Source organism: Variovorax sp. NFACC27, from assembly GCF_048301545.1.
GTDB lineage: Bacteria > Pseudomonadota > Gammaproteobacteria > Burkholderiales > Burkholderiaceae_C > Variovorax > Variovorax gossypii.
The window spans coordinates 4,223,139-4,249,331 of sequence record NZ_CP157613.1 but is presented as its reverse complement, the minus strand read 5'-3'; the positions used below and the strand labels follow the sequence as shown (position 1 = coordinate 4,249,331).

Annotated in this window: 26 protein-coding genes; 17 read left to right on the top strand and 9 right to left on the bottom strand. The window is 67.1% G+C overall.

Annotated elements, in window-relative coordinates:
* Positions 1–3 precede the first annotated feature (3 nt).
* The gene (locus tag ABL840_RS19810; protein ID WP_093307822.1) at positions 4–855 is read right to left on the bottom strand and encodes an FAD binding domain-containing protein; all 852 of its coding nucleotides are present in this window, start codon (positions 853–855) and stop codon (positions 4–6) included.
* A complete protein-coding gene (locus tag ABL840_RS19805; RefSeq protein WP_093209847.1) occupies positions 852–3,233 on the bottom strand; it encodes a xanthine dehydrogenase family protein molybdopterin-binding subunit in 2,382 nt (793 codons plus the stop codon). The genes ABL840_RS19810 and ABL840_RS19805 overlap by 4 nt, the downstream gene beginning before the upstream one ends.
* Before the next feature lie 430 nt (positions 3,234–3,663).
* Here ABL840_RS19805 and ABL840_RS19800 point away from each other — a divergent pair, with 430 nt between their 5' ends.
* The 13 genes from ABL840_RS19800 to ABL840_RS19740 all read left to right on the top strand — a co-directional run bounded on the left by ABL840_RS19800 (position 3,664) and on the right by ABL840_RS19740 (position 15,382).
* Entirely contained in the window at positions 3,664–3,981 is a 318-nt protein-coding gene (locus ABL840_RS19800) for a non-heme iron oxygenase ferredoxin subunit (protein ID WP_093209849.1), read from the top strand.
* On the top strand, positions 3,978–5,249 hold the full coding sequence (locus ABL840_RS19795; protein WP_093307824.1) for an NAD(P)/FAD-dependent oxidoreductase: 1,272 nt from the start codon (positions 3,978–3,980) through the stop codon (positions 5,247–5,249). The genes ABL840_RS19800 and ABL840_RS19795 overlap by 4 nt, the downstream gene beginning before the upstream one ends.
* Before the next feature lie 9 nt (positions 5,250–5,258).
* Positions 5,259–6,569: an aromatic ring-hydroxylating oxygenase subunit alpha gene (locus ABL840_RS19790; protein ID WP_093307826.1), complete on the top strand. Its 1,311-nt coding sequence runs from the start codon at positions 5,259–5,261 to the stop codon at positions 6,567–6,569.
* The gene (locus ABL840_RS19785) at positions 6,566–7,081 is read left to right on the top strand and encodes an aromatic-ring-hydroxylating dioxygenase subunit beta (protein ID WP_093307828.1); all 516 of its coding nucleotides are present in this window, start codon (positions 6,566–6,568) and stop codon (positions 7,079–7,081) included. The genes ABL840_RS19790 and ABL840_RS19785 overlap by 4 nt, the downstream gene beginning before the upstream one ends.
* A 17-nt stretch (positions 7,082–7,098) precedes the next feature.
* A complete protein-coding gene (locus tag ABL840_RS19780; RefSeq protein ID WP_093307830.1) occupies positions 7,099–8,094 on the top strand; it encodes an amidohydrolase family protein in 996 nt (331 codons plus the stop codon).
* 23 nt (positions 8,095–8,117) lie between these two features.
* On the top strand, positions 8,118–9,161 hold the full coding sequence (locus ABL840_RS19775; RefSeq protein WP_093209858.1) for a 2,5-dihydroxypyridine 5,6-dioxygenase: 1,044 nt from the start codon (positions 8,118–8,120) through the stop codon (positions 9,159–9,161).
* A complete protein-coding gene (locus ABL840_RS19770; protein WP_093209860.1) occupies positions 9,158–9,802 on the top strand; it encodes an isochorismatase family protein in 645 nt (214 codons plus the stop codon). The genes ABL840_RS19775 and ABL840_RS19770 overlap by 4 nt, the downstream gene beginning before the upstream one ends.
* Positions 9,803–9,891: 89 nt before the next feature.
* On the top strand, positions 9,892–11,070 hold the full coding sequence (locus tag ABL840_RS19765; protein ID WP_093307832.1) for an ABC transporter substrate-binding protein: 1,179 nt from the start codon (positions 9,892–9,894) through the stop codon (positions 11,068–11,070).
* 15 nt (positions 11,071–11,085) lie between these two features.
* Positions 11,086–11,955: a branched-chain amino acid ABC transporter permease gene (locus ABL840_RS19760; RefSeq protein ID WP_093307834.1), complete on the top strand. Its 870-nt coding sequence runs from the start codon at positions 11,086–11,088 to the stop codon at positions 11,953–11,955.
* Complete coding sequence (locus ABL840_RS19755; protein ID WP_093307835.1) at positions 11,952–12,965, top strand: branched-chain amino acid ABC transporter permease; 1,014 nt, start codon at positions 11,952–11,954, stop codon at positions 12,963–12,965. Before ABL840_RS19760 ends, ABL840_RS19755 begins: the two co-directional genes overlap by 4 nt.
* Positions 12,962–13,729, top strand: coding sequence for an ABC transporter ATP-binding protein (locus ABL840_RS19750; RefSeq protein ID WP_093307837.1), 768 nt, complete (start codon positions 12,962–12,964; stop codon positions 13,727–13,729). Before ABL840_RS19755 ends, ABL840_RS19750 begins: the two co-directional genes overlap by 4 nt.
* A complete protein-coding gene (locus ABL840_RS19745; protein WP_093209870.1) occupies positions 13,710–14,432 on the top strand; it encodes an ABC transporter ATP-binding protein in 723 nt (240 codons plus the stop codon). The genes ABL840_RS19750 and ABL840_RS19745 overlap by 20 nt, the downstream gene beginning before the upstream one ends.
* Positions 14,433–14,593: 161 nt before the next feature.
* On the top strand, positions 14,594–15,382 hold the full coding sequence (locus tag ABL840_RS19740) for a LysR substrate-binding domain-containing protein (protein WP_240652318.1): 789 nt from the start codon (positions 14,594–14,596) through the stop codon (positions 15,380–15,382).
* 35 nt (positions 15,383–15,417) lie between these two features.
* Here ABL840_RS19740 and ABL840_RS19735 read toward each other — a convergent pair whose 3' ends face one another.
* From ABL840_RS19735 to ABL840_RS19710, 6 genes are all read right to left on the bottom strand, one after another.
* Positions 15,418–16,401 (bottom strand): Bug family tripartite tricarboxylate transporter substrate binding protein, encoded by a 984-nt coding sequence (locus tag ABL840_RS19735; protein ID WP_240652319.1) that lies wholly within the window; start codon positions 16,399–16,401, stop codon positions 15,418–15,420.
* A gap of 108 nt (positions 16,402–16,509) precedes the next feature.
* Positions 16,510–17,286, bottom strand: a complete 777-nt coding sequence (locus ABL840_RS19730) for an enoyl-CoA hydratase/isomerase family protein (RefSeq protein ID WP_093209875.1) — start codon at positions 17,284–17,286, stop codon at positions 16,510–16,512.
* 9 nt (positions 17,287–17,295) lie between these two features.
* Positions 17,296–18,486 carry a CaiB/BaiF CoA transferase family protein gene (locus tag ABL840_RS19725; protein ID WP_093307841.1) on the bottom strand — a complete coding sequence of 397 codons (1,191 nt, stop codon included), beginning with the start codon at positions 18,484–18,486 and terminating at the stop codon, positions 17,296–17,298.
* A gap of 46 nt (positions 18,487–18,532) precedes the next feature.
* Positions 18,533–19,312 carry an SDR family NAD(P)-dependent oxidoreductase gene (locus tag ABL840_RS19720; protein WP_093209879.1) on the bottom strand — a complete coding sequence of 260 codons (780 nt, stop codon included), beginning with the start codon at positions 19,310–19,312 and terminating at the stop codon, positions 18,533–18,535.
* Between the two features lie 11 nt (positions 19,313–19,323).
* Complete coding sequence (locus ABL840_RS19715) at positions 19,324–20,460, bottom strand: thiolase family protein (RefSeq protein ID WP_093307843.1); 1,137 nt, start codon at positions 20,458–20,460, stop codon at positions 19,324–19,326.
* A gap of 6 nt (positions 20,461–20,466) precedes the next feature.
* Positions 20,467–20,823 (bottom strand): Zn-ribbon domain-containing OB-fold protein, encoded by a 357-nt coding sequence (locus tag ABL840_RS19710; RefSeq protein ID WP_093307845.1) that lies wholly within the window; start codon positions 20,821–20,823, stop codon positions 20,467–20,469.
* Positions 20,824–21,012: 189 nt separating this feature from the next.
* On the opposite strand from ABL840_RS19710, the gene ABL840_RS19705 reads away from it, so the two are divergent.
* A complete protein-coding gene (locus ABL840_RS19705; RefSeq protein ID WP_093209884.1) occupies positions 21,013–22,206 on the top strand; it encodes a PrpF domain-containing protein in 1,194 nt (397 codons plus the stop codon).
* Positions 22,203–22,982, top strand: coding sequence for an SDR family oxidoreductase (locus tag ABL840_RS19700; RefSeq protein ID WP_093307847.1), 780 nt, complete (start codon positions 22,203–22,205; stop codon positions 22,980–22,982). The genes ABL840_RS19705 and ABL840_RS19700 overlap by 4 nt, the downstream gene beginning before the upstream one ends.
* Before the next feature lie 20 nt (positions 22,983–23,002).
* Here the strand turns inward: ABL840_RS19700 and ABL840_RS19695 are convergent, their stop codons facing one another.
* Positions 23,003–23,809 (bottom strand): AraC family transcriptional regulator, encoded by an 807-nt coding sequence (locus ABL840_RS19695; RefSeq protein WP_218153046.1) that lies wholly within the window; start codon positions 23,807–23,809, stop codon positions 23,003–23,005.
* A 211-nt stretch (positions 23,810–24,020) separates the two neighbouring features.
* Here ABL840_RS19695 and ABL840_RS19690 point away from each other — a divergent pair, with 211 nt between their 5' ends.
* Together ABL840_RS19690 and ABL840_RS19685 are read left to right on the top strand one after the other, a co-directional pair.
* The gene (locus ABL840_RS19690; RefSeq protein ID WP_418115936.1) at positions 24,021–25,973 is read left to right on the top strand and encodes an FUSC family protein; all 1,953 of its coding nucleotides are present in this window, start codon (positions 24,021–24,023) and stop codon (positions 25,971–25,973) included.
* On the top strand, positions 25,970–26,176 hold the full coding sequence (locus tag ABL840_RS19685) for a DUF1656 domain-containing protein (protein ID WP_093307851.1): 207 nt from the start codon (positions 25,970–25,972) through the stop codon (positions 26,174–26,176). Before ABL840_RS19690 ends, ABL840_RS19685 begins: the two co-directional genes overlap by 4 nt.
* Positions 26,177–26,193 lie beyond the last annotated feature (17 nt).

The window sequence follows — 26,193 nt, the reverse complement described above, 5'->3', positions numbered from 1 at the left end:
TTTTTACTCCGCGTGTTTGGCACCGGCCAGGACGCCGGACTGCTCAAGTGCGCGCTCCAGGCAGGCGGTGAAGAGCTTCTGGTCGATGGCGTCGCGTTCAGGGAGCGCGGCGCGTACGGCCGCCCGCAGCGACTCGCGGCCGGCCGCGCCGGCACCGTTGTGCGCGATCTCGGCTGCGAGCGGATGCAGCAGAAGGGGAGGGCCGTCGGCAGCCCCGAGGACGATGCGCGCACGCTCGCGCGAAGCGTCGAAATACACCGCCGCACTGGCCTCCGCGAACTCGCCCGGCTTGCGGCAGACCTTGTGATATCCCCAATGCATGGAGGATGTCTCCGAAGGCACGGCGACCGACACGATCAGTTCATCGGACTCGAGCACGGTGGTGTAGGCGCCGAGCATGAATGTGTCGGCGTCGATCGTGCGTTCGCCGCGCGGCGAACGGGCCACCACGCGCGCGCCGAGTGCCGCCAGTACCACCACCCAATCGGCCGCGGGATCGGCATGCGCCAGGCTGCCACCGATGGTGCCTCGGGTCCGGATCGCGCGGTAGGCGATCCCGCCTGCGACTGGGCGCATGGGGTGCGCGGCCAGCGGCGGGTGCGTGCCGTCCTCGATCTCCGCATGGGTGACGGCGGCGCCGATCTCGATCCAGTCGGCCTTGTGGCTGACAGTGCGCAGGCTGGGAATCTGCGCGACGTCGACCACCTGAGCAGGCCGCGCCAGCCTCAGGTTGAGCATCGGGCCGAGGGACTGGCTCCCGCTCATGGCCTTCGCGGCGCCTGCGCCTGCCGCCAGTGCAGCGATCGCCTCGCCGACATCGAGGACGCGCGTGTATGCGAATTTCGGCGCTTTCATCGGGCGTGCTCCTGTTCGCGATTCGCGCTTTCGAGGGCCGTGAGCAAGCGGCGTGGCGTCAGCGGCGTCATGAGCACCTCGGCAGCACCGGTGCCGCGCAGGGCGTCGTTCACCGCGTTGAAGATCACCGCCGGCGGCGCAATCGCGCCACCTTCGCCGACGCCCTTGGCTCCGAATTCGGTGTGCGGCGACGGTGTCTCGAAATGGTCGATGCGGATGCGCGGCACCTCGGTGGCACCCGGCAGGATGTAGTCCGCCAGGGTGGAAGCCAGCGGCTGGCCCTGTTCGTCGTACGGACTCTCCTCATACATCGCGGTGCCGATGCCCTGTGCGATGCCGCCGATGGTCTGGCCCTCCACGATCATGGGATTGACCATGGTCCCGCAGTCCTCCACGACCACATAGTCGAGGATCTCGACCTCGCCGGTTTCGGTGTCGACGGCCACCACCACCGCATGCGTTGCATAGGTGAAGGTGCCTGTATCGACGTTGGGCTTGTACGCACGGGACACCTCCAGGCCGCCGAGATGAACGTCGGCAGGCAGGTCCTGCGGCGTGAGGTACCACGCGCCCCCGACTTCCGACAGCGGGATTGACTTGTCGCCGGACACGGCGCGTCCCTCGATCAATGCGACGGTCTGCGCATCCACGCCCATGAGGTAGCCTGCGATCGACTGGATCCGCGGCAGCAGTTCCTTGCACGCGACCGAGATGGCGCCTCCCGACATGACGGTGGCGCGCGAGGCGTAGGTGCCCGAAGAAAACGGCGTGAGTGCCGTGTCCCCGTGCACCACCCGGATCCGTGCCACCGGAATGCCCAGCACGTCGTTGGCGATCTGCGCGAAGCTGGTCTCCATGCCCTGGCCGTGCGAGTGCACGCCTACACGCACTTCGAGCCCGCCGTCCGCGGTCATCCTGACGACCGCCTGGTCGAAGCCGGGCACCACTGGCAGGCCCCAGTTCGCGAACACCGTCGTGCCGTGGGCGGACTGCTCGGTGTAGGTGGCGGTGCCGAAGCCGATCAGCCGCCCGTCAGGCTCGCCGCGCGCCTGGCGCTCGCGCACGGCCTGCAGTCCGATCATCTCCACGGCGCGGCGCAGGCTTGCCGGAAAGTCGCCGCTGTCGAAGTGTTTGTTGGCCACGTTCACATAGGGCATGGCCGAGGCCGGAACCAGGTTCTCCAGCCGTACCTCCCACGGCTCACGCCCCACCTCGCGGGCCACGGCGTCCATGAGCAGCTCGATCGCGAAGCAGACGCCGGTGCGCGCGACGCCACGGTAGGCCATGAAGCCGGGCTTGTTGGTCGCAACGCACAGGGTCTCGCACCGATAGCCGCGGAAGCTGTAGGGCCCGGGCAGATTGCCGATCGCCTGGCCAGGCTCCAGGCCGACGAAGAAGGGATAGTAGGAATAGGCGCCGCCGTCGATGGTGATGACGGCATCCAGCGCCAGAAGCCTGCCCGTGCGGTCCGCATAGGCCGTGAGCCGGTAGTGATGCTGGCGCGTGTTGGCGCCGACGATCAGGTGCTCGCGCCGATCCTCGAGGTAGCGAAACGGCGTGCGATACGTCTTGGCCAGCCAGGCGACGCAGAGGTCCTCGGGATAGAGCTGTCCCTTGTAGCCGAAGGCGCCGCCGACGTCCGGGGACACGACCCGCACGGCTTCCTCGTTCATCGCGAGGTGCTGGGCGATGCCCACGCGCAGCAGATGCGGGACCTGGGTGGCGCTGACGACCACGAGCTGGTCGGTCTGGAAATCCCAGTAGGCCAGGACAGATTTGCCCTCCAGCGGCACGATGCATTGGCGCGACAGCTCGACCGTGCGGCTGACCTTCACCTCGGCCTTCGCGGCGAGTGCTTCGAAGTCGCGATCAGTCCGCAGCGTGAGAAAGACGTTGTCCTTCCAGTCAGGGTGCATGAACTCCCCCGTGGCCGCGAGCGCGGAATCCGCGCTGTGGTACACGGGCAGTTCGTCGTACGAGACCTCCACTTCCTCCAGCAGGTCTTCCGCCATGGCGCGCGTCGGTGCCACCGCCATCGCGATGGCCTCGCCGACGTGGCGGACCTTGCCCGAAGCCAGCGGCGGCAGCGCCGAGTACTGATAGGTGGGCACCGAAGACGGCGATCCGATGTCCGCCGCATCCGACATCATCTCGCGCAGGAACACCTTCCCCGCGAGCGCCTCTGGAATGTCGACGCCGGTGACCACCGCGTGCGCGAGCGGGCTGCGCAGGAACGCGACCTCCTGGAGGCCAGGCAGCACGAAGTCGCCCACGAAGTTGCCCTTTCCCACGAGGTGGCGCGCGTCCTCCTTGCGAGGCACCCGGGCGCCGATGCCCTCGCGCTTCAACAGCCTCGCCGGAATGTCTGCTCGGTCCATGCGTTTCCTTTTCCTTGACTGGTTTCCTGGTGCCGGACTCCATCGAGTCCGCCCATGCCCGGCAATGCCCAGGTGATCGGCGCGCAAGAACAAGTCTCTTCGCCGTACCCCGCACAAGGGCTTGATCGCCAACGTGCATTTCGACATTTGATTCGCACGATATGACAGTTCACTTTCACAAGTATATGACCGATGCTGGCGCGATGGAAGCAGCCTGCCGTCGATGCAAACCCTAACTAAGAAACATCTCGAAAGTGGTGCATCTGCATTGGCATAAATCGCTTCTGTGGCGTTATTTGTCCGCCTTTCGGATCCAATCTGGTGCAACGTCGGACAGTAAAAACCCGTACTTGAAATCACATATGAGTCCAACTAATATGACAGTTCACTGACTAATTTTGAAGGGTCCGGAAAATCCCCGGATGGAGCCATGAACTGGATCAAAGTCGCTTCGGCGCGAGAGCTGAAAAACGATGAAGCGAAAACCGTCAACGTCGCGGGCCACGGCGTCGCGCTGTTTCGTATCGACGACGAGTTCTTCGCCACGGACAGCATGTGCACGCATGCCACCGCGCTGCTGTCGGAGGGCTATGTCGAGGACGGCTGTGTCGAATGCCCGCTGCACCAGGGCCGCTTCGACATCCGCACGGGCAGGGCGATGTGCGCGCCGGTCACCGTGGACCTGCGCACTCACGCCGTGAAGCAGGAAGGCGATGACATCTACGTGATGTCGTCGGCCGCGAAATGACTTCGCCCGGCGTCGTCATCGTTGGTGCGGGCCAGGCTGCGGCGGTCGCCGCCCATGCGCTGCGCGAACACGGCTACCGCGGACGCATCACGATGCTGGGGAGGGAGCGCCACAAGCCGTATGAGCGGCCCCCGCTGTCCAAGGCCGTGCTGGTGGCGGCCGAGGAGCCGAGCCTCGGCGTCTTTTCGCAGGACGCATGGGAACTTGGCGACATCGATCTTCGAAGCAGCAGCGATGCGGTGGCCCTGGATCTCTCGAAGCGGCAGGTTCGCCTTGCCGGCGGCCAGGTGCTCCCGTACGAGATGTGCCTGCTCGCCACGGGCGGCGAGGCCCGCACGCTGGCGTCCGCACCGGCGGGCCGACCGCACGTGCACTACGTGCGCACCCTCGACGACGCGCGACGGCTGCGCGCCGCCCTCCAGGGCAAGCCGCGGGTCGCGATCCTGGGTGGCGGCTTTCTTGGCCTCGAGATCGCCAGCTCCGCGTTGTCGGCCGGTGCGGCGGTGAGCGTGGTCGAGCGCGCGAAGTCCTTGCTCGATCGATTTCTTCCGCCGGAAGCGTCGGCGTGGCTCGAATCCGGTCTGCGGCAGGCAGGCGCGCGGCTCCTGCTCGGCACCGCCCTCGAAGGCGTCGACCCTCTGCCCGATGGCCGCATGCGCCTGTCGACCCATGCCGGTGACCTGGAGGCGGACGAGATCGTCGTGGCCATCGGCCTCTCGCCCAACGACGCATTGGCCCGCGATGCGGGCCTGGAGATCGCGGCGGGCGGTGGCGTTCTGGTCGACGCGCAGTGCCGCACCAGCGACGAGCACGTGTTCGCGTGCGGCGACTGCACCAGCCAGCAACGCCCGGGGCACGCGACGCCGACGCGCCTGGAATCCTGGCAGAACGCCAACGAGCAGGCCCGCACCGCCGCGGCCGCCATGCTCGGTGCGACCAGCCCGGCACCGGCGGTGCCCTGGTTCTGGACCGACCAGGGCCGGCACAACATCCAGATGCTGGGCCTGCCGGCCCCCGGTCTCGAATACGTGCGCCGAGGCGATCCGGCCACCGGCAAGGTGCTGTGGATCGGCCATCGCGGTGCCGTTCCGCTGCACGGCGTGGCCATCAACGCCGGTGCCGATCTGCGCGCCATTCGGCCCCTCTTCGAGCAGCGCCAGCCGGTGCTGCTCGACGAATTCCAGCGGGACGCCACCGATCTGCGCGCATGGGCCAAGCAGATGCGAGGCGGCGCCCCTTCCACCGTTCAACCACACCTCAGAGCCTAAGGAGCTTTCATGTATCAATCGCAGGCGGTCATCGGCATCACGAATGCCCGAAAGAACCCGCCCCTGGAACAGTGCGTCTGGCCCGCGGACGCGCTCAACAACATTCCGGACTGGGTCTACACCAGCCAGGCCATCTACGACCAGGAGATCGAGCGCATCTTCCGGGGCGACACCTGGAACTTCGTCGCGCTGGAAGCCGAGATCCCGAATCCCGGCGACTACAAGCGAGGCTACGTGGGCGCAACGGCCGTGGTGATCGTTCGCGCGGAAGACCACACGATCTCCGTCTTCGAGAACCGCTGCGCCCACCGCGGCGCCGAATTCTGTCGCTCCAGCCACGGCAACGCCAAGGAGTTCGTCTGCCCCTACCACCAGTGGTCGTACGACCTCAAGGGCAACCTGCAGGGCGTTCCGTTCAAGCGCGGCATCAACAAGGTCGGCGGCATGCCGACGGACTTCAAGAACGCGGAGCACGGTACCCGGCAGCTGCGCGTGGCCACGCGCAACGGCGTGGTGTTCGCCACCTACTCCGACAAGACGCCGCCACTGGAAGAGTACATGACCAAGGAGATCGTCCAGGAGTTCGACGTTCCGTTCTCGGGCCGCAAGCTCAGGATCCTGGGCTACTGCCGCAACGAGCTTCCGTGCAACTGGAAGATGTACCACGAGAACCTCAAGGACCCATACCACGCAACGCTGCTGCATTCGTTCCTCGTGGTGTTCGGCCTCCTGGTGCCTGGCATCAAGTCGATCGTCTTCGCCGACAAGGAACATGGCCGCCACGGCTACATGGCGTCGTCCAAGCCCGACCAGGTCTATGCCACGGTCGACGCCGACGACAAGGCGCAGATGCGGTCGTTCAGCGACAAGCTCCGGCTGCGCGACGAGCGGTTTCTGGACTACGTGCGCGAGTTCGATTCGCCCTGGTCCGCCAACATGATGACCATGTGGCCGAACCTGATCGTGCAGCGCCAGATGAACACGATGGGTGTGCGCCAGATCATTCCGAACGGCCCGAACAGCATGGTGATGCAGTGGACCATGTTCGGCTACGAGGACGATACGCCCGAGATGACGCGGCACCGCCTTCGGCAGGGCAACCTGATGGGCCCCTCCGGCTTCCTGGGCCTCGAAGACAACGAGGCATTGAAGTTCGTGCAGGAAGGCATCCGCAATTCGTCCACGGACAACAACGTCGTCAAGCTCGATGCAGGCCACCAGGGAACGGCGCGCAACCTGATCTCGGAGTCGTGCATCCGGTCGCTCTACCAGTACTACCGGGACGTCATGGGCATCCGTGTCGCGGAGGTGGCAGCATGAAAGAGCGGCTCGCCTACGCCAGATCCACGATCTCGCCGCGCCGCGCGGCCGAGCTGCGCGCAGAGGTCGACTCCTTCCACGTCGAGTACTGCGCCGCCCTCGATGCCAACGACATCGAGCGCTGGCCCGAGTTCTTCAGCAAGGACGCGACCTACCGGATCACCTCGCGCCAGAACGCGCTGCTGGACATGCCCGTGGGCCTCGTCTACTGCGAGGGCCTGGACATGATCACCGACCGCGCGCTCGCCGTGGCGCATTCGCAGATGTTCGCGCCACGGCACATGCTGCATGTGCTGGGGATCACGCGCGTGCTGCAAGAGACGGGCGAGACGATCAGCTCGCAGACCCCCTTCATCCTGATGCAGACGCTGGTCGAGGGGCCTTCCACCGTGCATCTCGCGGGCATCTACCACGACCGCTTTGTGCGCGACGGCGAACGGCTGCTCATCGCCAGCCGCGAAGTGGTGCACGACACGGAAATTCTCGACACGGCCCTGGCGTACCCGGCCTGAATCCAATGAGGACGACAATGAATCAAACCCCCAAGATCGCGCTCGAAGAGCACTTCTCCGCCCCCGGCTTCGATGCGTACTCCGCCAAATACACGCGCGCGCTGCCGGCCGACTTCGTGGCGCGGCTCGATGCCAGGCTCAGCGATTTCGACGACCAGCGCCTGGCCGAGATGGACGCCGCAAACATCGAGTACGCCGTGCTGTCGCAGACGATGCCCGGCGTGCAGGCCGAGGCGGACGGCGCCGCCGCCGTGCGGCGCGCACGCGAGAACAACGAGTTCCTCGCCGAGCGCGTGGCGCGCCATCCGCAGCGCTTCGGCGCCTTCGCGCACGTCGCGCTCCAGGACCCGGCGGCCGCAGCCCGAGAACTCGAGCGCACCGTCGTCGAGTGCGGCTTCAAGGGCGCGCTGATCAACGGCCACACTCTGGGCCGCTACTACGAAGGCAGCGAGTTCGACGTGTTCTGGGAGCGCGCGGAGGCACTCGGCGTGCCCATCTACCTGCACCCCAACGCGTTCAGCCAGCCGCCGGCGTTGCTGGAGGGCATGCCGGTGCTCCAGGGAGCCACCTGGGGCTGGGGCGTGGAGACGGCGGGGCATGCACTGCGCCTGCTGTTCGGCGGGGTGTTCGACCGCTTCCCGCGGCTGACCCTGCTGCTGGGCCACATGGGCGAGGCCCTGCCGTATCAACGCTGGCGCATCGACAGCCGCTTCGCCGCCTACCCCTCGGGCATCAAGCTGGCACGCAAGCCCAGCGAGTACCTTGGCAGCAACATCCTGATCACGACGTCCGGCGTGTGCTCCGCGCCGGCGCTGCTGGGCGCCATCGGCGAGCTCGGCGCCCAGGCCGTGCTCTTCTCCGTGGACTACCCCTACGAGTCCACCGCCGAGGCCTGCGCCTTCATCGAACAGGCGCCGCTCGACGCGCGCACCCGCGAGCAGGTGTGCCACGGCAATGCCCGCCGGCTCTTCAAGCTGGGCAGCCCGCAGGACCTTGCGCTCCTGCAGATCTGACACTTTCAAACAAAGGACGAAAAATGCCAGTCAGCGATTATCAAATGGTCAAGGCCTGGGACGAGGTTCTGAAGCTCAGCAAGGTGGAGCGCGGACAGAAGGTCTCGATCCTGTGCGGACCCCACACCCATCCGCAGACGTTGCAGACCGCGACGATCGCGGCGCAGGCCGCGGGCGCGGTCGTCACCAGGATCGAGCTGCAGCCCATCAACGCGGAGAAGGCCCCCAGCCGCGACCTGATGAACTACCTGGGGGAGACGCCCCTCACCAACAACCCTGTCGCGCTCGCGGCGATGAAGAACAGCGACATCGTCCTGGACCTGATGCTGCTGCTGTTCTCGCCCGAGCAGATGGAGATCCTCGAGTCGGGGACGAAGATCCTCCTGGCCGTCGAGCCGCCCGAGGTGCTGGTGCGGGCGGTGCCCACCGAGGCCGATCGCGAACGCGTGCTCGCCGCATCGAAGCTGCTCAAGGCCGCCAGGAAGATGCATGTGACCTCGCCGGCCGGCACGGACGTGACTTTCAAGCTCGGCGACTACCCGACCATCTCCGAGTACGGCTTCTGCGAGGAGCCCGGGCGCTGGGACCATTGGCCCAGCGGCTTCCTCTTCACCTTCGCCAACGAAGGCGGCAGCGACGGCACCATCGTGATCGACCGCGGCGACATCCTGCTGCCGCAGAAGAACTACGTCTCGGACAGGATCACCATGCATCTGCGCGAAGGCTTCGTGCGCAGCATCGAAGGTGACATCGACGCCGCCTTGCTGCGCGAGTTCATGGAGGCCTACAAGGACCCCGAGGCCTACGCGATCGCGCACATCGGCTGGGGGATGCAGCCGCGCTGCTACTGGCACACGCTGTCGCTGGTGGACCGCGAAGCCACGTCCGGGCAGGACGCGCGTGCGTTCGAAGGCAACTTCCTGTTCTCGCTGGGCCCGAACAACGAGGCCGGAGGGCCTCGCACCACGCCTTGCCACCTGGACATTCCCTTGCGCAACTGCACGGTGAAGCTCGACGACGTCGTCGTGGTTCGCGACGGCAAGGTCATCGACGAGGCCTTCCAATGAACGCCGATCCGGACATCTACCAGAAGCAGGGCTTCGGCAACGCCGTCGCACCGAAGGCGCCGTACGGCCTGCTGATCATCGATTTCGTCAACGGATTCGCCGATCCGCTCACGTTCGGCGGCGGCAACATCGAGCCGGCCATCGAATGCACGCGCGGCCTGCTGGCTGCCGCACGCGAGCGCCGATGGCCCATCGTCCACACGCGCGTCGTGTACCAGGACGATGGCGCCGACGCCAACATCTTCGCGCTCAAGGTGCCGTCCATCCTGGCCCTGCGGGAGGACGCGCCGCAAAGCCAGGTCGTCGCGCAGCTGCAGCCGCGCAGCGGCGAGCTGGTGCTGCGCAAGATCCATCCCTCGGCCTTCTTCGGCACTTCGCTGGCTTCCTGGTTGTCCCAGCGCGGCGTGCAGACACTGCTGATCGCGGGATGCACCACCAGCGGGTGTGTCCGCGCCAGCGTGGTCGATGCCATGTGTCACGGCTTTCGCCCCCTGGTCGTCACGGACTGCGTGGGCGACCGGTCGCTGCAGGCGCACGAGGCCAACCTCTTCGACATGGACCAGAAGTACGCGACCCTGATGCCCCGCGACGCCGCCCTGCAGGCGACCGAAGCAGCGCAGTCGCACGGCGTCCCGGCCTGAAGCCAGGCCGTGCCCCACGATTCCCGACCCACCTCTCGTCAAAACCCGGGCGCATGCCCCGCCAGCGACCCCACTACCTGGAGAAGAAGATGACCCTCAGACTCATTGCCGCGATCGCGGTCTCACTCGCGACGCTGGCCTTGCAAAGCCGCGCCGACGTCGTCAAGGTGGGTGTGATCGCACCCATGTCCGGACCGTTCTCCGCGGTGGGGCAGACCTGGGAAGGAGCGACCAAGGCCTACCAGAAGCTCAACGGCACCACTGCGGGCGGACACACGATCGAAGTCATCTACCGCGACCTGCCGGACATCAATCCCGCGCAGGCCAAGGCATTGGCCCAGGAGCTCATCATCAAGGAAGGCGCCCAGTACATCGCAGGCCTGTATTTCACGCCCGATACGCTGGCTGTCGCCGCGCTCGCACAGGAGGCGAAGGTGCCTGTCGTGATCTTCAATGCGTCGACCTCCTCGCTTCTCGAGAAGTCCGACTACCTGCTGCGCACCTCCTACACGCTGCCGCAGATGGCCGTGCCGGTGGCCAAGTACGCGCTCGAGAAGAACATCAGGAACGTCGTGTCGCTGGTCAGCGACTTCGGTCCCGGCCTCGACGCCGAGAAGGCCTTCAACACCGCTTTCGTCGCCGGAGGCGGCAAGCTGCTCGAGGCCATCCGCGCGCCGCTGAAGACGACGGACTTCGGCCCCCTGATGCAGCGCGTGAAGGCGCTCAAGCCCGATGCGCTCTACGTCTTCGGTCCTGGAGGGCCGGCCACCTACGCAATGATCAAGGCCTACAACGAAGCGGGATTGAGGGCCGCGGGCGTGCGCTTCCTGGGCACGGGCGAGACGGATGAAGACCAACTTCGCGCGATCGGCCCCGAGCTGCTGGGAATCGAGACTGGCATGTTCTATTCGGCGACGCACAACTCGCCGCTGAACCATGCCGCGGTCAAGGCCCTGGCCGAAGTGGCGCCCAAGGCCATCCCGACCGTCCAGCTCGCGAATGCGTTCGACGGCCTGCATGTGATCTATCACATGGTCAAGGCGACGGACAGCAAGCGCGACGGGCCCAGGGCTCTTGCCGCCGCCAAGGGCTTTTCCTGGGAGAGCCCGCGCGGTCCGGTGAAGATCGATCCGGCCTCCCGCGAGTTCGTGCAGAACGTCTACATGCGGGTGGTCGAGAAGGATTCCTCGGGGCGCTTCGTCAACCGCGAGTTCCGGACCTTCGAGATGCAGCCCGACTACGGACGCATCCAGGGCGCGGCCAAGTAACGCAGGGACTGCAGCATGTCCTTTGCGCTTCTCAGCAGCATCCTGGTCGACGGCGTCACGTACGCCATGATCCTGTTCATGATCACCGTGGGCCTGTCGATGACCATGGGCCTGATGCGTGTGGTGAACCTGGCCCATGGCGCCTTCGCGATGCTCGGCGGTTTTCTCGCGGCGAGCATTCCTCAGCGCCTGGGCGTGCCCGTCGGGCTGGGCTTCGTCCTAGCGATCGCCGTCGTGGCCTTGGTGGCGGTGCTTTTCGAGCGCACCCTGCTGCGCCGCTTCTACCGCCGCGACGATCTCGACCAGATGCTGGTGACGATCGGACTGATGTTCGTCGCGACCGCGGCGGTCAACCTGATGTTCGGATCGTCGGTGACATCCGTCGCGCTTCCCGAGGCATTCGGCGGCTCGGTGGACCTGGGGTTTCGCTCCATTCCCCGGCACCGGCTCATCGTCGTCGCCTGCGGGCTGGTGGTCGTCTCCGTCCTGTGGCTCGCCGTGGACCGGTCGTCCTTCGGCATCCGGGTGCGCGCCGCGGTCGACAACGCGCCGATCGCCCGGGCCATCGGCATCGACACGACCAGGATCTATGCGGCCACCTTCGCGATCGGTGCGGCGCTCGCGGCGCTGGGCGGCATCGCCGGTGCCGAGATGCTGCCGATGGAGCCGACCTACGCCTCCAAGTACCTGGTGATCCTCCTGGCGGTCGTGGCCGTGGGCGGCAACGGAAATCTGTTCGGCTCTTTCTTCGCAGCGTTGCTGCTCGGCATCGTGGAGACCTCGATGAAATACATGGTTCCGCAGCTCGCATCGGCTGCCTTCTTCCTGACGATGATCGTCGTCCTGCTGTTCCGCCCGCAGGGGCTGTTCGGGAGGCAGGCATGAGCGCGGTGATTCCGCCCATGGCGATGGCTGCGCCGCCCCGTGCTCGCCCGTGGAAGCAGTTGCGCGCCGAGATCGTCCTGACGCTCGCGGGGCTGCTGGCCTTCTTGGTGTTCCCGCAGGACCTCGGGTTGCTGACCAACATGGCGACGATGTCGATCTTTGCACTGTCGCTGAGCCTCGTGCTCGGACAGGCGGGCATCGCGACACTTGGCCAGGCCGCACTGTATGGCGCCGGCGCCTACGTCGCGGGATGGACCGCGCTGTACCTGACGACCGATCCCGTCGCCGGGCTGCTGCTCGGCGGCCTGGGCGGAGGGCTGATCGCGCTGCTCAGCGGTGCCGTCATGCTGCGCTCGACCAAGCTCACGCTGGTCATGCTCACCATCGCCGTGGCGCAGTTGCTGCTCGAGCTCGCCAACTGGGCCAGATGGCTCACCGGCGGCGACGACGGACTTGCCGGCTTCGAGGTCGCCCCATTGTTCGGCCTCTGGGAGTTCAACTTCATGGGGCACACCGGCTATTTCTACGCGCTGGGCGCGCTGGTGCTGGTGTACTTCCTCGTGCGCAACCTGGTCGAGTCGCCCTTCGGCCTGACGGCCAGGGCGATCCGGCAGGACCCGGGGCGCGTCCAGGCACTCGGCGGGCGCGTGTACCTGCACCTGCTGGCCGTCTACACCGTCGGCGGCGTCGTGGCGGGGCTGGCGGGCGCACTGGCGGCACAGACCAGCAAGGTGGCCAATCTCTTCATGCTGGACTTCACGACGTCCGCGGGTGTGGTGGTCATGATCGTCCTGGGCGGCACGCGCCGCCTGGCGGGTGCGGTGCTCGGCACCGTCGCGTACATGACCATCCACCACATCGCGTCGACTTTGAACCCGTATCACTGGCTGTTCGTCATCGGGTCGATGCTGATCGTCGTGCTCATCGTCCTGCCCGAAGGTCTGATCGGGCTCCTGGACCGGGCCGCGGCATACGCCAGGCGTCTGGGCGGCAACGGAGGAGCCCGATGACTCCCCGTCTGCAAACCCGCAACCTGTGCCACTCCTTCGGCGGCCTGGCCGTCACGCAGAACGTCACGCTGTCCCTCCCGCAGGGCGCCCGCACGGCGCTGATCGGGCCCAACGGCGCGGGCAAGACCACGCTGGTCAACCTGCTCAGCGGAGCGATTCGTCCGAAGTCCGGCGACATCCAGCTCGACGGCCGCTCGATCGTGCAGCTGCCGCAGTACGCACGCGTGCGCAGCGGCATCGTTCGCACCTTCCAGATCAGCCGCCTGTTCAAGGACCTGAGCGTGGCGGACAACGTCAGGGTCGCGGTGCTCCAGCGGCTGCGCGCCTCCATGCAGTGGTGGCCTTCGCCGGCGCGTTCCGCGCGCGTGCACGACGAGGTCCACGAGACCCTCGGCATGCTGGGCCTGAACCCCTATGCGAACCGGGTGGTCGGGCGGCTGGCGCTCGGCGAGCAGCGGCTTGCGGAGATCGCGCTCGCGCTCGCCATGAAGCCCGAGGTGCTGCTGCTGGACGAGCCCGGCGCGGGCGTGCCGCAGGGAGAAGGCGGCCGCATCATGAGCGCCATCGAGGGCCTGCCGAAGGATCTGTCGGTCCTGCTCATCGAGCACGACATGGACCTGGTGTTCCGCTTCGCCTCGCACATCATCGTCCTGGTTGCCGGCGCGGTGATGGTGGAGGGGTCGCCGCAGGAAGTCGCGGCCAACGAACAAGTCAAACAAATCTACTTCGGACGAGACGCTCACCATGCCCAGCCCTCCCATTGAACTTCGGTTCGACGACGTCACGACCGGCTACGCCGGCGTGCCAGTCGTCGAGCATCTGAGCTTCAGCGTGCGCGAAGGCGAACGCCTGGGCCTCATCGGGCGCAACGGCGCCGGCAAGACCACCACGCTGGCAACCGCGATCGGCCTGGCGGACCTGATGCAGGGCCGCATCCACTTCGGCGGCAACGACATCGGCGGCGCCACCACGTACGCACGGGCACGGGCAGGGCTCGGCTACGTGCCGCAGGGCCGGGACATCTTTCCTTCGCTGACGGTGGAGGAGAACCTGCTGTCGGGCCTGCAGGGGCGCTCGGCCGGCGTGGCCCTGCCGCCGGTCTATGCACTGTTCCCGCGGCTCAAGGAGCGGCGGCGAAACGGTGGCACGCAGCTGTCGGGCGGCGAGCAGCAGATGCTGTCTGTGGCACGGGCACTCGTTGGCCAGCCGCGCATTCTGCTGCTCGACGAGCCGCTGGAGGGCCTCGCTCCCATGGTGCGCGAGGAACTGATGGACGCCATCGTCCGGATGAGCGACCAGCTCGGAGTCGGCTGCGTCCTCGTGGAGCAGCACGTCGACGTCGTTCTCGACTTCTCCACGAATGTCATCGTGCTGGAGCGGGGCGTTGCCGCTTATGCCGGCTCGGCAGCCGCGCTGCGTGAGGACGAGGAACTCCTGAACCGCACCATCGGCATTCAGAAATGTTGAAGCCGATGTGTGCGAGTGCCGAGGCAGGCAGCTGTCTCTTCAGCCAGCACTGAGTTCTCCGGAAATCTCATCCTGTCATGCAGAACCTTCGCGCGCTCCTGAGCCCGCTGCGGGCGTTCGATGCGGTGTATCGGGCCAAGGGGGTATCGCGAGCCGCCCAGTTGCTCCACGTCACTCCCGGTGCCGTGAGCCAGCAGATCAAGCTGCTGGAAGCGGGGCTGGGCGTGCAACTGTTCCAGAGGGCCGGTCGCGAGATCGAACTCACCGCGGTGGGCGAACGACTCGCCACGCGCGTCTGCGACGCCTTCGATCGCCTGCACGACGCGCTGGGCGACCTGGCCGACAGCCAGCGGGAGAAACGGCTGCGCCTCAAGGTGCCTCCGAGCATTGCCATCCGCTGGCTGGTTCCCCGCCTGAACGGCTTCCATGCGCTTCATCCCGACATCGCCCTGGAGATCGCAACGATCGCACTCGCGGATGACGTCCGGCTCGAAGGCGCCGACTGCGCGATACGGCACGGCATGGGCGAGTGGGCCGATGTCGAGCTCGACCACCTGTTCGACGACGAGTTCGTCCCGGTCTGCGCACCCGCCCTGGCGGGTCAGTTCCAGGTGCCCGGCGATCTGCTGCGGGCCGACCTGCTGCATTCCATGATGCGGCCACAAGCCTGGCCGCTGTGGCTCGGCTCGGCCGGCCTGGCGGACACCCCATGCCTGCCGGGAATCGCGTTGGCGAATGCCGCGTTGTGCTACCAGGCCGCAGCGGACGGCCTGGGCGTGGCAATGGCGCAGCGGGCGTACGTGCAGGAGGACCTGCGCACCGGGCGCCTCGTGGTGGCGGTGGACCACGTCGCCAGGACGGAGCTCGGCTACTACCTCGTCTGCGACCCTTTGAAGGCGGCCACGGCGCCGGTCCGGCTCTTTCGGGACTGGATCCGCTCGGTGCGCTAGGCGGAGCGCGAGGAGCACGTCATCGCGTCATCGCGCTAGTCGGCCTTGAATCCCGAGGCCTTGACGACCGGCTCCCAGAACACGCGCATCTCGCCGAACCTGGCGCGTGCTTCGGCGGGCGAGCTTCCCGTGTTCATGAAGCCGAGCATGCGGACCTTGCTCGCGAACTGCTCTGTGGCTGCCGCCTTGCGCACGGCAGCGCTCCATTCGGAGACGACGGCCGCAGGCGTGCCGGGGGCCATGCAGATGGCCAGCACGCCGACTGCGGTGAGTTCCTTGCGGCCGAGTTCGCCGAAGGTCGGCACGTCCGGCAGCAGCGGCGAGCGTCGTGCGGAGGTGACGGCCAGCACGCGCAGCTTGCCGGCGTTGTGGTGCTGCGCGAAGTCCCCGACCGTGGAGGTGCCCGCCGCGACATTGGCGCCCGTCAGATTCACGATCATCGGCGCTGCGCCCTGGAAAGGGATGTCCTGCAGCGGTGTGCCGATGATCCTGGCGATCTGAAGTCCCAGGAAGTGCGTCGGGCCGCCCGATGCCGCATGGCCGAAGTTGGCTTTCTCCGGATGCGCGCGCACCCATTGGGCGTATTCGCCGAAGGTCTTGACGGGCGAGGAGGAGGGCACGGCCAGTGCCATCGGGAACTCGACCACCGTTGACACCGGCAGGATGTCCCGCTGCGGGTCGTAGTTGAGCTTGTTGAAGACGAAGGGGTAGATCGATGCGAGGAAGTCGGGACACAGCATGGCCACGCTGCCGTCGGCGGGAGCGGAGCGCATCGCATCGATCGCGATCTTCCCGCCGGCGCCCGGCTTGTTCTCCACCACCACGGTGCGATCGAGCGGGCCATGCAATTGATCGGCAAGCGCGCGTGTCACCACGTCGAGCGTGCCACCGGGCGAGAAGCCGACCAGGATCCTGGCGGGTGGGCGGCCGGCTTGCTGCCCGATGGCCGGCGATGCGCCGACGAACGCGGCAACGATGAGTGCGAGGGTGTTCAGCCAGGCGGCAGGCGATTTCTTCACGGGATGCTCCAGGGGAAGGCTCACATCGCTTGTTCGAGCGTCGACTCGTGCGTGCGAGCAGATCGAAGGCTCGCCCGCAAGACGCATCCGTCTTCCGGGCGAGGCATTTCAGCGGCCGCGAAATACCGGAGGACGCTTCTCGGCGAAGGCGCGGCGCCCCTCCAGCCGGTCTTCGCTGTCCCTGAGCAGCCCGAAGGCCTGGCGCTCAAGGGCCAGCCCGCCCGCCAGCGGCAGTTCGCGTCCGTTCATCGCGAGGCGCTTGGCGGCGGTCATCGCCAGCGGGGCATTGGCTGCCATCGCGCCTGCGAGTTGCAGGGCTGCCTGCTTCAGTTCGGAGAAGGGAACCACCTTGCTGACCAATCCGATCCGCAGCGCCTCCGCGGCATCGATGCGTTCACCGGTCAGCAGCATCCACATCGCGTCCGACTGGCCGACTGCGCGGATCAGGCGCTGCGTGCCGCCGGCGCCCGGGATGCTGCCGACCCGCACCTCCGGCAAGCCGAAGCGGGCGTTGTCGGAGCAGATGCGAATGTCCGCCAGCAAGGCCAGCTCCAGCCCGCCGCCCAGGGCGTAGCCATTGATGGCGGCGATGACGGGCTTGTCGGTCTGCAGCGTGCCGAAGTTGAAATGCCCGGTTCCGCAGCGAAAGACCTGCCGCGCCGCGCTGTCGGCGGGCGGCATGGTCTTCTTGAGGTCCGCGCCTGTGCAGAAGGCGCGCTCGCCTGCACCCGTGAGGACGAGCACGCGGATGTCCTCGTCGTTCGACACCTCGTCCCAGATCGCGAGCAGTTGCTCGTTCGACTCCGGGTCGATGGAGTTCATGGCCTCGGGCCGATTCAGGGTGACGACGGCGACGCCGTTCTGGACTGTCTTGACGATGGGCATGGTTGTGCTTCAGTTCTGGGAAGGGCTGGGCGCGATCACCGAATCGATGGCCGCGGCCGGCATGCCGAGCTCGGCCAGCACCTCCCGGGTGTGCTGGCCCAGCGTGGGGGCCGGGCGTCGCGCCCGGGGCCGCTCGCCGACCGCGCCGAGCACGCTGCGTGGCAGCGTCATCGGCCCGGCGACCGGATGCTGCAGCTGCTCCGCGAGCGCCGCTTCGAGGAAGGGCGCGGACTGCGCCACCTCCGCATAGTTGTTGATGGGGCCGCAGATGATGTCCACGGCCGCGAACTTCTCCAGCCAGAAGGCGCGGGGATGCGCGAGCATGCGCGCTTCGAGCAGGCGCAGCAGCGTCTCGCGGTGCTGGAGCCGGCTCTTGTTGTCGGCGAAGCGCGGATCGCAGGCCAGTTCCGGCGCGCCTGTGGCGGCACACAGGGCCTGCCAACGTGCGGGGTGGTAGGCCGCCACCATGATCCATCCGTCGGCGCAGCGCAGGGCCTCGTTCGGGGTCGAATACGGCGCGGCATGCCCCTGCGGCCCTGGCACCTGGGCGTCAGCGAAGTAGGACGCGAAGCTCACGTGCTGAAGCGCGATGGCGCTCGCGAACATGCTGGCTTCGACGTGCTGCCCCAGGCCCGTGCGTTGCCGGTCCGAGAGGGCGGCCAGGACCGCGATGGTTGCCAGCGACCCCGTGACCAGGTCGACCACCGGCACCGGCACCTTGCACGGTTCCCCGTCGCGCGCGCCGGTGACGCTCATCAGGCCGCTCACGGCCTGGAGCACGCCGTCGACTCCGGGAAGATCCCTGCTGGCGCCGTGCTGGCCATACGCCGAGACCGAGCAGTAGATGAGCCGCGGATTGCCCGCGGACACCGCGGCGTAGTCCAGCCCGAGGCGTGCCATCACGCCCGGGCGGAAGCTCTCCACCAGCACATCCGCCTGCGCGACCAGCGCCTGCGCCGCCTGCAGGTGCTCGGGGTGCTTGAGGTCGAGCACGACGCTGCGCTTGTTGCGATTGAGCGCCATGAAGGCCACCCCCTCGCCCTGCACCCAGGGCGAAAGGGCCCGCGAGAGATCGCCGGCAGGCGCTTCGATCTTCACGACGTCGGCGCCCAGGTCGGCCATGCACAGCGTGCAGGTCGGACCGGCCATCACCTGCGTGAAGTCGATCACTTTCAAACCGCTCAATGCGTTGGCGAGCATGCGATCTTCAGTCTTGTTGGATTGCACATGTCGTGAGTTCGACGCGCTATACCGAGGGGCTGCCGAGGCTGCGCCCGCCGCAGACGTACAGGAGCTGGCCGGTCACGTAGCTGGAGCCGGGTTCCGCGAAGAACCGGACTGCACGGCCGATGTCCTGCGGCTGGCCGATGCGTTCCATCGGCACGGTCTTGTGAAGCCCCTGGCGGACCTCCTCGGTCAGCGTCTCGAACAGCGGCGTCTCCACGATGCCGGGTGCGATGGCATTCACGGTGATGCCCTTGCGCGCATATTCGAGCGCCAGCGAGCGCGTCAGGCTCACCACGGCGCCCTTGGAGGCGGAGTAGGCCGCCTGGCCGCGGTTGCCCAGCCATGCGCGCGAGCCGATGTTGATGATGCGGCCGAACCGGTTCTGCGCCATCTGTGCCAAAACCGCCTTGGAGCAGATGAACTGCGAATGGAGGTTGACCTCGATCACTCGGGTCCAGAACGCGAGATCCATCTTGGAGACCAGCTTGTCGCCGCCGATGCCTGCGTTGTTGACCAGGATGTCGATGCGACCATGAGACGCGAGAAGCCGGGCCACGGTCGCCTCCACCTGTTCCACCGAGCTGACGTCGACCTGGAAGGTCCGCACGTCGAAGCCTTCGTCCGAAAGGGTCTGCTCGGCTGCCTGCAGCGCCGCCTCGTCGAAGTCCCACAGCGCGATGCGGCATCCGGCCTGCGCGAGTTCGCGGGCGATGCCCAGGCCGATGCCCTTGGCGCCACCGGTCACGACGGCAACGAGGCCGTGCAGCGAGGCCGGCGTGGTTGTGCTTGTCTGGTTCATGGTGCTTGCAATCAAAGCGAAAGAATGTTGATGGAGCAGGCGGCGTGGTCCACGCCCCAGATGCCGCCGCCGGTCACCTGCGTGAGGCCGATGCGCGCTCCGCGCACCTGCCGTGCGCCGGCGCGGCCTTGCAGCTGCTCGCAGACCTCCACGACCTGCGCGACGCCCGTCGCTCCGGGCGGATGTCCCTTGGCGATCAGTCCGCCGCTGGGGTTGACCGGCACGCGCCCGCCCAGCGTGGTCGCGCCGCTTTGCAGGAGGCTTGCCGCCTCGCCCCGGCTGCATAGACCGAGCGCCTCGTAATAGAGCAGCTCGGAAATGGTGAACGCGTCGTGCACCTCCAGCAGGCTCAGATCCTGCGGTCCGATGCCGGCCTGTTCATAGGCCAGCCTGGCGGCACGCGCGGTGATCTCGGCCTCGGTCATGTCGACCGGTGCGGTCTCGAACAGGCCCGACTGCACCACCGATGCCAGGACACGGACCGGCTTTGCAACGCCCTTGGCAGGCTTGGTGCTGAGCACCAGCGCCGCTGCCCCGTCGACCACCGCTGGGCAGCACTGGAGCAGCGTGAGCGGCTCGGCCACCGGGCGGGACGCCAGAACCTCCTCGCGGCCCGCCAGCTTGGCGAACTTGGCGATGGGATTCAGGACGCCGTGCTTTCGATTCTTGACGGAGATGTCCGCCAGCGTCTCCAGCGTGAGGCCGTGGTCGTGCATGTATCGCCTGGCGCGCATGGCATACAGGGCGGGCATGATCATTCCACGCCGGTTGTTCCAGTCCTTCTGGCTGAGCTGCAGCGGGCCGCCGCCGAGGCTGCTCAGGTGGTCCATGCCGAACACCACCACGGTGTCGTACTGGCCGACCTTGAGCGCCTGCAGCGCGAGATTCAACGCAGTGGCGCCGCTGGAGCAGGCGTTGTCCACGTTGTAGACCGCGCCGCCCTCGGCATGCAGCTCGCGCAATGCACGCTGGCCGGGCAGCATGGCTCCGAGCGCGTTGCCGCAGTAGAACGCCTGCACCTGCGAGAGCTGCGTGCCGGCATCGGCCAGGGCATCGAGAATCGCTGCCTGGGCCATGGCCTCTTCGGTCAGTTCGGGAAAGCGGCCGAAGTCCGTGATGCCGACCCCGGTGATCAGTGGTTGGTTCATCTCGCATCACTCCTGGAAGGCATAGTCGGGCGTGCCGTCCGGCAACGCGAAGGGCACCACCCTCAGGCGGCTGCCGATGGCAGGCGCCTCGGTGCCGAACAGCAGCCGCCCGAACGCACGAACGCCAGGCGCGAAGTCGACCATGGCCAGGCCGTAGGGCTGCTTCTCCTTGCCGGGGTGGACGATCGTGAAGCTGTAGAGGGAGCCGGTCGGACCGAGCTCGATCTCCTCGACCTTCTGGTCGTCGTGAACGAATTCGATCGGCGGGAACTGGGGTGGCTGGCTGGCCACGCGTGTGGCGACAAGCACCATGCCGCCGGGGGTGTCACGGAAGGGGGTTTCCGTTCGCTTGATGATCTTCAAAAGGTGTCTCCTGTTCGTGTGGAGCGGGCCACAGCGACAGCAAGTATCGAGACGCACCTCCTCGTGGTCATTGGATTTCTGCTCGGCATTCTTTAGCTGCGCTAAAGCATGCGAAGCATGCAGCCAGGCTAAAGAGAGGCCAGCCAAACTGAAAGGACGGCGACCCGGGTGCAACCGCATACTGGGCCGATGAAAGAACAAATCAACGTACCGGTCACCTTGATGCGCGGTGGCACGAGCAAGGCCGTTTTCCTCTCGCAGCAGCACGTGCCCGCCGATGCCGAGGCGCGCCTTCGATTCCTGCTGGCCCTGTTCGGCAGCCCGGATGTGCGGCAGATCGATGGGCTCGGCGGCGCAGACATCCTGACGAGCAAGTGCGCCATCATCGGGCCGCCGTCGCGCCCGGATGCGGACATCGACTACACCTTCGTGCAGATCGGCATCGACCAGCCCACGGCCAGCTTCGAGATCGTCTGCGGCAACATTTCGTCGGCCACGGGGGTGTATGCGTTGCAGGAGAAGCTGGTTCCGGTGCAGGAACCCGTCACCACCGTTCGGGTGCACAACACGAACACCGGAAAGATCCTCCGGATGGCCGTGCAATGCGCCGACGGCGAGCCACGCGTGGAGGGCAACAGCGAAGTGGACGGCGTGCCGGGCACCGGTGCAGAGGTGGCACTGGATTACTCCGACACCAGCGGCTCCACGACCGGCAAGCTGCTGCCCACGGGGCAGGCGCGCGATTGGGTCCACGTGTCGAAGCTCGGCCGCGAAATACCGGTGTCGGTGGTCGACGTCGGCACGGCGTGCGTGTTCATCCGCGCGGCGGACCTGGGCATCACCGGCACGCAACTGCCGGGCCAGCTCGGCCCCGAGATCTACGAGATGGCCGAGGAGGTGAGGCGCTGGGTCGTCGAGCGCTGCAATCTTCCGTCGTCGGGAATCCTGACGCCGTACCAGATCCTGATCAGCGAAGCGCAGGACTACCGGACCATTGCCGGCGACCGCGTCGTGCAGTCATCGGAAATCGACTTCGTCGCGCGCATGGTGCTCAACGGTGGCGCCATGCACAAGGCATTCCCCGGTGGCGGCTCGGTCTGCCTCTCGGTCGCGGCGCAGATCGCGGGAACCATTCCAGCCGAAGCGCGGGGCACGCATGCCGGTCCGGCGCGCATCCGCATCGGCCATCCGAGCGGGGTGCTCAAGATCTTCGCGAATGTCGAGCATGCGGGCGAAAACGAATGGACGGTGCGCGAAGTGCACTTCACGCGCACGGCGCGGCGCCTGTTCGACGGAACGGCCTATGTGCGGCGAGCGCGTCTCGAGCTGCCCGCAGAAGAAGGCACGTCCGTGCGTGCGGGTACCGCGGTGACGTCGCCATGAGTGCCCAGGATCTTTTCTCGCTGCAGGGCCGCACGGCGCTCATCACCGGTGGCTCGCGAGGCATCGGCCGCATGATCGCCGAGGGGTTCCTGGCGCACGGCGCACGCGTCTACATCAGCGCGCGCAAGGCCGAGGCCTGCGACCTGGCCGCGCGGGAACTCGCGGGCACGGGCCACTGCGTATCGCTGCCGCACGACGTGTCCACGGTCGCGGGCTGCCAGGCGATGGCCGACGCCTACGCCCGCCATGAGTCGACGCTGGACATCCTGGTCAACAACGCCGGGGCTGCATGGGGAGACGACTTCGACGCTTTTCCGGAGAGCGGCTGGGACAAGGTGGTCGACCTGAACCTGAAGACGCCTTTCTTCCTGACGAAGGCGCTTGCCGGACCGCTGCGCGCGGCGGCCAGGGCACGTGTGGGGAAGATCATCAACATCGCTTCCACCGACGGCATCGGGCTCAACCCACAGGAGAACTACTCCTACGTTGCGAGCAAGGCCGGACTGGTTCACCTGACGCGGCGCATGGCGATGCGGCTGGCGCAGGACAACATCGCGGTCAGCGCTATTGCGCCGGGCGCATTTCCCTCCGAGATGAACCGCAATGCCCGCGACCATGGGCAGGCGCTGTCGGGGCACATTCCCGCCCGGCGCATCGGCACGCCGCAGGACATCGCAGGTGCGGCCATATTCCTGGCCTCGCGCGCGGGAGACTACGTGATGGGTGCCACCCTGGTGGTGGACGGCGGCGTGACCCACGCGCGCCCCTACCGGTAAAGGCTTGAAGCGGACGCCCCTCATCCCCCGGCCATCAGCCGGTCATTGATGTACGTGGCGGGAGGCTTGCCGAACGCCTTCTTGAACATCGTGATGAAGGCCGAGGGCGACTCATAGCCGAGGTCGTAGGCGACCTGCTGCACGGTCGCTCCTCCGGACAGTTCCCGAAGCGCGACCATCATGTGCAGTTGGCGTCGCCAGCGTCCGAAGCTCAGGCCGGTCGAGGCCGTGCACAGCCGGTTCAGCGTCCGCTCGCTCATGCCCAGCTGGTGGGCCCAGTCCTTCTGCGTACGGCGGTCGGACGGGTCGCGCATCATGGCGCGCGACACCTTTCGCAGCCGCGCATCCTCGGGCATGGGCAGGGAAACCTCCTCCTTCGGCATGGCGCAGAGCTGGTCCAGCAGCACATGGGCGAGCCGATCGGTTGACCCGCCGGGCTCGTAGGAGGGTGGTTGTTCCGCCAGGTACTGGATCATCTCGCCGAGCATCGGGCTGATGCGCAAGGTGCAGCAGCTGGCGGGCAGGGGCGCGGCATCGCGCGCAACGAACAGGTAGAAGATCACGGCGTTCGCCGTGCTGTGGTTGCTGTGCGGCGTGCCGCCCGGAATCCACACGCCCGCTTGGGGCGGAACCATCCACATCGCACCGGGCACGTCGCAGGAGACCGCCCCGCGCAGGGCCATCACCAGCTGGCCCGATCGATGCACGTGAATCGGGACCTCGCGCTCGCGCTCCTCGACATCCACGCGATGCGCCATGACGGGCACCGACGGCTCGTAGTCCAGGTCGAGGCTGGCGCGAGACGTCGCACGGACGGAACGGTTCATCCGGGATGACCGAAAAGAGAAATCATTTGTCCAAGTTTACGATTCTTGCCTTGCATGCAGATGCCTAGCATCGATGCATGCAAATGATTCGCAACAAGTTTGAGACCGGATCGACGCCTTCGAGCCCGATCTCCAGGGGCGCCGCATGATCGCGCGGCCTCGTTTCTCCAGGCAGGAGTGGCTCTTTTCGCTCAAGAGCTTTTTCGCGGCCATGCTCGCGCTGTACCTGTCCAGCCGTTTCGGGCTGCCCCGGCCCTTCTGGTCCATGATGACCGCGTACATCGTGGCCCATCCCCTGGCGGGCCATGTGCGCTCGAAGTCGCTCTACCGCCTGTGCGGCACCGTGCTGGGATGCGCGGCCACCGTGGTGCTGATCCCGTCGCTGTCGGGGTCGCCCGTGCTTCTGTCGCTCGCGCTGGCGCTGTGGGTGGGCTCGTGCCTCTACCTGTCGCTGATGGACCGAAGCGCGCGCTCCTATGCCTTCATGCTCGGAGGCTACTCTGCGGCACTGATCGGCTTTCCGCTGGTGGACGCGCCCGCGGCGATGTTCGACACCGCCGTCGCCCGAACCGAGGAGATCGCGCTGGGCATCGTCTGCGCGAGCCTCGTGCACAGCATCGTCCTGCCCGCCAGCCTCGCGCCTTCACTCCTCGGACTGATCGACCGCACATTGGGCGATGTACGCCGATGGGCCGGCGACCTGATGAGCCCTGGTGCCGACGATGAGACAGGCAACCGGCTGGCACAGGACAGGCGGCGCATCGCCACCGACATCACCCAGTTGCGCCTGCTGGCCACCCACGTGCCCTTCGATACCGGCGGCCTGCGTTGGACCCGACATGCCGTGGGCGACCTGCACGACGGCCTTGCGGCACTGACGCCTTCGCTTTCGGCCCTGGAGGACCGGCTGGCAGCCTTGCGCGATGCAACAGGCGGTGTGCCCGACCCGGTCGCCCGAGTCATGGCACAAGGCTGCGCCTGCCTCGATGCCGATGCGCCGCCCGGCGCCTTGGACGGCGTTCGCGCCGCTGCCCGGGCGGAGGGCGCGGACCGGCGGAACTCGTCCTGGGTGCGTGCGCTGAATATCGACGTTGCCGCCCATGTCGACGAACTGGTCGCCGGATGGCGCCGGTGCAACGCGCTTCGCGTCGACATCGCCGCCGGGCTGGCCGGCCACGCGCCGCCTCCGAAGCGGGGAGAGGCTTCGCGACCCGTCCTCCACGTGGACAGGGGCCTGGCGCTGCGCTCCGCATTCACGGTCGTGCTTTCCACCTGCATCGCATGCGCGGCGTGGATATTCAGTGGTTGGCGGGCGGGCTCGTCGATGGCCATGGCGGCGGCGGTCTTCTGCAGCTTCTTCGCCACCATGGACGACCCCGTGCCGGGCATGCACAAGTTCCTGGTCGCTTTGCTGTGGTCGATGCCGGTGTCTGCCTTTTACATCCTCGGCGTCATGCCGCTGGCGCACGACTTCGGCATGCTGGTGCTGTGTATCGCGCCCTTGTTCCTGGTCGTGGGCGGCTACCTCGCTCGTCCGGCAAGCAGCCTCACGGCACTGGGCATGTTTTTCGGCGTGGCCGGCACGCTGGCCCTGCACGACATTGCCAGCGCCGACTGGGTCAGCTTTCTCGAGGGCAATCTGGCCCTCTTCGCCGGTGCCCTGATTGCCGCGCGCGCCACCGCCATCGTGCGCAGCGTGAGCAGCGAATGGAGCGCGCAGCGCATCCACCGGGCCACCTGGCGCGATCTTTCCGAGATGGCAACACGCCCGAAGCGCGCGCTGGCGCGCGACGCGTTCACAGGCCGCATGCTGGACCGCATCGCGCTGCTGGTCCCGCGCACCGCTGGCGGCCCCGCAGACCAGGGTGGCGAGGCGGCGCCGCTCGCCATGCGCGAACTTCGTATGGGCGCCAGCATTGGCGCTCTTCAGCAGCATCGCCACCTGCTGCCCGAAATGCCTGTGCGCGAGCTGCTGGCCGCGCTCGAACGAGCCTTCCTCGCCCGAGCCACGGAATCGCCGCCGCGGCTCGACGCGCTGTTGCCGCAGATCGACCGGCTGCTGGCCCTTTGCCTCGCAAGCACCGCGTGCGAGCCCGCTGTCTCGGCCCTCGTGGGGTTGCGCAGGGATCTCTTTCCTTCTGCGCCTTCGGACCTGCAACCATGATCGAAACAAGCTTCTTCGGCCTCTACGTTCCCGGCCTGCTCCTGCTCGCAGGAGGCGCGATGGCTTGCGCCTGGTGGATTCGCCGCTTGCTGTCGCTGCTCGGTGTCTACCGGTGGGTGTGGCATCCACCGCTCTTCGATCTGGGGCTGTATCTCCTGTCGCTCTATGCGTTGGTCCGGCTGACCGGCGCCATCTCCTCCTGAACTGACCCGTTGTCCCG